General features: G+C 43.5%; 2 protein-coding genes. Both read right to left on the bottom strand.

Going from position 1 to position 7,180, the window contains the following annotated elements:
* A partial coding sequence (locus tag EAE91_RS22665) for a condensation domain-containing protein (protein WP_214090436.1) occupies positions 1-1,777 on the bottom strand: 1,777 nt, incomplete at its 3' end.
* A 3-nt stretch (positions 1,778-1,780) separates the two neighbouring features.
* Positions 1,781-7,180, bottom strand: a 5,400-nt coding sequence (locus EAE91_RS22660; protein ID WP_214090435.1) for a non-ribosomal peptide synthetase, incomplete at its 5' end; no start/stop codon positions are given.

The raw sequence follows: 7,180 nt of genomic DNA, 5'->3' as shown, positions 1-7,180 counted from the left end.
TAATCTGCATGGCGGAGCGTTCTAAATACAGAGCCACAAACTGCTGGGGAGCGAGGCCACGGTCACGCAGGTAACCCGCCAGCTGATTTGCCCGGGTATTCAGCTCCCGGTAAGTCAGGCGCGCCTCTCCGCAAACAACCGCCACATTATCTGGGGTTCGCTGTACTTGGGTTTCAAATAAATGATGAATACCCTGATCAACGATCTGACCTTTTTTCCCTACCCCATTGAGTAATACGCGTTGTCTTTCTCTTTCTGTTAGTAACGGCAGTGACTGAATCGTTGTTTTACAACCATCTTCCTCCGTGAGCCCTGCCAACAGAACGGCAAAACTGTTAGCCAGACGCTCCACCGTGTCATGATTAAACAGACCCGTCGCATATTCCCATGCAAGATACAAACATCCTTCACTCTCACCGACGCTCAATGTCAGATCAAAGTTGGTTAATTCCCGCGGCAGTGATATTCCCGTAAAAGTCACCTCGGAAAATGACAGTGCTGTTTGCTGATAATTATTGAACGCAAACATAATCTGAAACACCGGGTTATAACTCAATGATCTTGCCGGATTCAGCTTTTCTACCAATAAATCAAACGGGTAATCCTGATGTGTATAGGCATTGAGCGCCATTGTCTTTGTCTGTTCCAACAGTTCACTAAAGCGAGGATTTCCAGACAGATCGGTCCTTAATACCAACGTGTTGACAAACAACCCCACCAAGTCTTCCAGCTCTACTCGCGATCTTCCCGCAACCGGCGTCCCCATCACAATATCAGTCTCGTTACTGTAGCGAGAAAGTAAGACAGCAAAAGCCGTCTGCAATGTCATAAACAAGGTAACACCTTGCGCCTGACTCAGGCGGTTCAGCCTTTCCGTCAGTGACGTATTAAGCGTCTGGCGGTGAACCGCTCCATGAAATCCCTGCTCTGCCGGTCGGGGATGATCCAGCGGCAGGTTGTGTACCGCGGGTAATTCTTCTAACTGTTTCAACCAATACCATTCGGCTTCTTTCAGGCTACCATTCTGTAACTGCTCCCGCTGCCAGTCAGCATAGTTCGCATATTGCAATGCCAACGGCACCAGCGGACATGATTCTCCCCGTATCCCCGCCTCGTAAAGCAGATTCAGCTCACGACCGATAATTCCTAACGACCACCCATCCGCAGCAATATGATGGACTGTCAACAACAGCAGATGTTCCTGCTCTGAACGGCGCAGTAGCGTAGCGCGCAACATCAGATCTGAAGCGAGGTCAAATACCCGGCCAACTTCCGCTGTCAGCATATTTTCCACTGCCGCATCATCCAGCCCGGTAACATCTATCACCGGCATCTCTAACTGTGAAATATTTAACACGACTTGTACTATTTCGCCCTCTACTTCCTGATAAACAGTACGCAAAGTTTCGTGACGTTCAACAATCGTAGTAAGGGCCGAACGTAATGTACAGTAATCCAGTTTACCTACCGTCTTAAAGAAAAGGGGGAGATGATTAAATATTCCCGTTCCTTCCAATTGCTGGATAAATAACATGCGTTTTTGCGCATATGAACATGTAGAGATATCGGTGGATGAGTTTTTCTTTATTAAGTCAAAATTTTTCAAATAGTCAAATATTTCATCACGCCTGACTTTTATTATTTCTCGGACACAATCATTCATATTTTCTTTTTTAGCATTGGAGTATAATTTGTTGTTTTTAATATATAGTCTTACATTATTATCAGCCAAAAAAGACAGCAGCTCCTGTACATTCAATGATTTTAATTTTTTCATGATTTACCATTCCGTTATCTCAGAGTGTTCATCGCCATGATTTTCCAACAACATTTTCACTGTAGGTTTATCAAATAATTCTCTTAAGCTTATTTTATAATTAAATCCTTCTCTTTCTAACAGCCTAATGAGTTTTATTGCCAGAAGGGAATTACCACCAAGCTCAAAGAAGTTATCATTAATACCCACACCATCAATATTCAATACTTCTGAAAATAATTTACATAAATTCATTTCATTTTCAGTTTTTGGCGGGTAATGTTCTTTTATTTTATTATAATCAAGATGATATAATGATTTACGATCTAGCTTTCCATTTGACATCAACGGTAGTGATTTTAATATTATATATGTGGATGGAATCATATAGAGAGGCAAGTTAGAACGAAGATATTTTCCACAACGATCAATTAATTCATTATAAGAGTCATCAGATGCAATATATGCCACCAGTTGTTTACCACCTGTATTAATCTCTTTATGTAATACAATAGATTGTTTTACGCTAGGTACATTGTTCAACCAAGATTCTATTTCACTAGGCTCAACACGTATTCCCATAATTTTAATCTGATCATCATTTCTTCCCAAAATCTCAAGAGAACCATCCGGTAACCAACGTGCCTGATCACCTGTTTGATACAGGCATTGGTAATCTTTATGATCATCATAAGGATTAAGTAAAAATTTTTCTTTCGTCAATTCATTATTATTTAAATAACCACATGAAACTCCGACACCACTAATATAAAGCTCTCCAATAATATTAGTTGGAGTTAACTGTAGCATATCATTTAATACATAGTGCTTCATGTTAGGAACTGATACATCTAAAGATTCTCCGCCTTCTAGTTTCAATAACTTGAACATACTCCATATTGTACATTCTGTAGGTCCATAACAATTATAAGCAGAATAATGCCCCCTCACTAATTCACTTTTTAATTCATTATCAAGCTTTTCTCCACCGACTAAAACCACTACATCTTTACTCCCTTTCCAACCAGCATCAAATATACTTTGCCATACTGATGGGGTAGTTTGGAAATATTTAAATCTATATGTGTCATATAATTTTTCTAATCCATAACTTTTTAGAACTTCTGTTTGCTCTACCAGAACCAATCGCCCGCCAGCAAGCAATGTCCCCAAAATTTCTAAGTAAGCAATATCAAAACTAAAAGATGTAATTGATAACCATGTAGCACCGAGATCCAATTGGAGAAAATCAATTGCATATTTTAATAAATTAACAATACTTCTGTGTCTTATTTTCACTCCTTTAGGTCTTCCTGTTGTACCTGAAGTATACATAATATAAGCCAGATTTTCTGTATCAAATATCACTCCATGATTATCACTAGGATAATAAATAAGATCTTTATTTACATCTAAGATCGAGATATTGCATAAATCCTCTGAATATTCTTGCAATTTTCCTTTATATGATGATTGGGTCAAAATCAAACTCGCACCTGTATCTTCAATTATAACATTTACCCTTTCCATCGGATAATCGACCATCACAGGGACAAACGTACCGCCTGATTTTAATACGCCAAGTATACTTATAATCATCTCTACACTGCGTTCAAAATACAGCAATATTAACGTATTGGCTTTTAACTGCTCTTTTTTTACTGTCCTATAATGTTCTTGAAGGGTATAAGCAACTTGATTTGCCCGGGTATTCAGCTCCCGGTAAGTCAGGCGCGCCTCCCCACAGACAACCGCCACGTTATCCGGAGTACGCTGCACTTGGGTTTCAAATAAATGATGAATACCTTGATCAACGATCTGACCTTTTTTCCCTACCCCATTGAGTAATACGCGTTGTCTTTCTCTTTCTGTTAGTAACGGCAGTGACTGAATCGTTGTTTTACAACCATCTTCCTCCGTGAGCCCTGCCAACAGAACGGCAAAACTGTTAGCCAGACGCTCCACCGTGTCATGATTAAACAGACCTGTCGCATATTCCCATGCAAGATACAAACATCCTTCACTCTCACCGACGCTCAATGTCAGATCAAAGTTGGTTAATTCCCGCGGCAGTGATATTCCCGTAAAAGTCACCTCGGAAAATGACAGTGCTGTTTGCTGATAATTATTGAACGCAAACATAATCTGAAACACCGGGTTATAACTCAATGATCTTGCCGGATTCAGCTTTTCTACCAATAAATCAAACGGGTAATCCTGATGTGTATAGGCATTGAGCGCCATTGTCTTTGTCTGTTCCAACAGTTCACTAAAGCGAGGATTTCCAGACAGATCGGTCCTTAATACCAACGTGTTGACAAACAACCCCACCAAGTCTTCCAGCTCTACTCGCGATCTTCCCGCAACCGGCGTCCCCATCACAATATCAGTCTCGTTACTGTAGCGAGAAAGTAAGACAGCAAAAGCCGTCTGCAATGTCATAAACAAGGTAACACCTTGCGCCTGACTCAGGCGGTTCAGCCTTTCCGTCAGTGACGTATTAAGCGTCTGGCGGTGAACCGCTCCATGAAATCCCTGCTCTGCCGGTCGGGGATGATCCAGCGGCAGGTTGTGTACCGCGGGTAATTCTTCTAACTGTTTCAACCAATACCATTCGGCTTCTTTCAGGCTACCATTCTGTAACTGCTCCCGCTGCCAGTCAGCATAGTTCGCATATTGCAATGCCAACGGCACCAGCGGACATGATTCTCCCCGTATCCCCGCCTCGTAAAGCAGATTCAGCTCACGACCGATAATTCCTAACGACCACCCATCCGCAGCAATATGATGGACTGTCAACAACAGCAGATGTTCCTGCTCTGAACGGCGCAGTAGCGTAGCGCGCAACATCAGATCTGAAGCGAGGTCAAATACCCGGCCAACTCCCGCTGTCAGCATATTTTCCACTGCCGCATCATCCAGCCCGGTAACATCTATCACCGGCATCTCTAACTGTGAAATATTTAACACGACTTGTACTATTTCGCCCTCTACTTCCTGATAAACAGTACGCAAAGTTTCGTGACGTTCAACAATCGTAGTAAGGGCCGAACGTAATGTACAGTAATCCAGTTTACCTACCGTCTTAAAGAAAAGGGGGAGATGATTAAATATTCCCGTTCCTTCCAATTGCTGGATAAACCACATACGGCTCTGCGCATAAGACAGAACGATATTTTTTTTATTAGTATTAACGATAATTTCCGATTTAGATCTTTCTTTTATATTTTCACCAGAATTTATTTCTCTGGCTAAGTTAGAAATTGTTTTACTGGTATATAATAAATTTAACGGCAGATTAATACCTAATTCATTTCTGACTAAAGAACCAATCCGCATAATAGAAATCGAATCTCCACCCAACGCAAATAAACTATCATTAACCCCAATATTATCTCGCCCCAAAACCTGATACCATATATCACGTAACTTATGCTCAAGTCCACTCTCTGGAGAAATATATTTCTCCCTAAGAAATTCACTTGGCTCAGGTAATGCAGATTTATTTATCTTTCCGTTAATCGTTAATGGTATTTCATCGATAATATTAAAAGTGGCAGGAATCATATATTCTGGCAATATCTTTAAAAGATTTTCTTTCAATTGTAAGATATTAATTTTCTCAGATAGGGATGGGACTATATATGCTGCCAGAAAAGTTGTTTTATCTTTTTCTCGTACAACAACAACACTATGAGATACACTTTCCGATTCATTTAAAATATTTTCTATTTCACTAGTATCTATCCTGAATCCACGTAGCTTAATCTGGCTGTCCTTACGACCAAGATATTCCAACTTTCCTTCTGGCAACCAACGCGCCCGGTCACCAGTGCGGTAAAGCCGGGTAAACCCACTGACTCGATCTTTCTCCGAAGCAAATGGGTTCTCCACAAAGCGTTCAGCCGTTAATCCTGGTTGGTTCAGGTAGCCACGTGCCAATCCCGCTCCACCGATATATAACTCACCAGGTACACCAACAGGCAGCAATTTTTTATGCTCGTCAAGAACATAACAACGCAAATTTTTTATTGGCTTTCCTATATTAGCAGCAGTATCACCTGATTTATATTCATTGAAGGTCGTACATACTGTAACCTCTGTTGGCCCATACGCATTAATTACTCTTCTACCCTGACTAAATTCATTTAACTTATCTACTGAGGGTATTTCACCTGCAACGATAATTGTTTTTAAAAATCTTAATGATTCAGCCTTTATCAAAGGAATAATTGCTGCTGGCAAGGTAATAATATCTGCTTCACTCTTTATTAATAGCGAACAAAGTGCATCAACATCTTTTCTTTCAAACTGATCACATATATAGACAGTGACATTATTAACTAAGTTGGCAAATAATTCAAAAACGCTTGCATCAAAAACATAATCGGCATAAAGGATTGTCTTATTTACTTTTTCAAGTTCGAAGTGTTCTGTCTGGGCTATAATTAAATTAACCAAACTGTTATGACTAACCATCACCCCCTTCGGTCGCCCGGTGGTGCCCGAGGTGTAAATCACATACGCCAGATCTTCGCCGCCACTTATCCCGACCGGGTTCTCCTCCCCCTCCCCGGATACCGCCTCGTCATCATCCACAGACAATAATCCCGGCGGCTTCGCCATCCCCGCTATCACCTCCGCCAGCTGCGAACGGCAGGCCCCCTGCGTCAGGACCAACCGCGCCCCCGTATCTGCCAGCATCCACGCCACCCGCTCTGCCGGATATTCCGGCGACAGCGGCACATACGCCCCGCCCGCCTTCAACACCGCCAGAATACCCGTCACCATCTCCAGACCCCGCTCAACATACAACCCTATCAGCGTGTCCGCCACCAACTCACCGCCAGTCTCCTCTGCATACCGGCACCTCAGCGCATGCGCCAGCCGGTTCGACCGCGCATTCAACTCCCGGTAACTCAGCGCCGCTTCCCGGTAAATCAATGCCACCCGCTCCGGCGTTCGCCTCACCTGCGCTTCAAATCGCGCCGGCAAACTCGCTTCGCCGGCATACCGGCCGCCCTCTCCCGACCAGCCCAGTAACTGCGCCTCCTCCGCCTGACTCAGCAGCCGTAAATTCTGCCAGCTCGCTTCCCCCTCCAGCGCACTCATCCCCTTCAGCACCGTGACCAGATGCGACAACAGCCGCCGCGCCGTTGACCCGGCAAACCGCGACTCATTGTACTCCACCCGCAGATGCAGCTGCTCATCACTCGCCACCACCACCGTCAGCGGGTAGTTCGTCTGCTCATTCCCCGCCATCCCCGTTATCTGTAACGCCCCGGCCTCAACCGGCCCAACCGGATAATTCTCATACACCAGCAGACTCTCAAACAACCCCTGCTCCCCCGAGACCTCACTCTGCCGCCGGATTTCACTCAACCCCAGATAACCGTATTCCGTGTACTCAGCCTGCCGGCTCTG

Origin of the sequence: Photorhabdus noenieputensis (assembly GCF_018448935.1) — a bacterium.
GTDB classification, from domain to species: Bacteria; Pseudomonadota; Gammaproteobacteria; order Enterobacterales; family Enterobacteriaceae; genus Photorhabdus; species Photorhabdus noenieputensis.
Note: the sequence above shows the minus strand (reverse complement) of the source record. Positions and strands in the feature narration are given on the sequence as shown.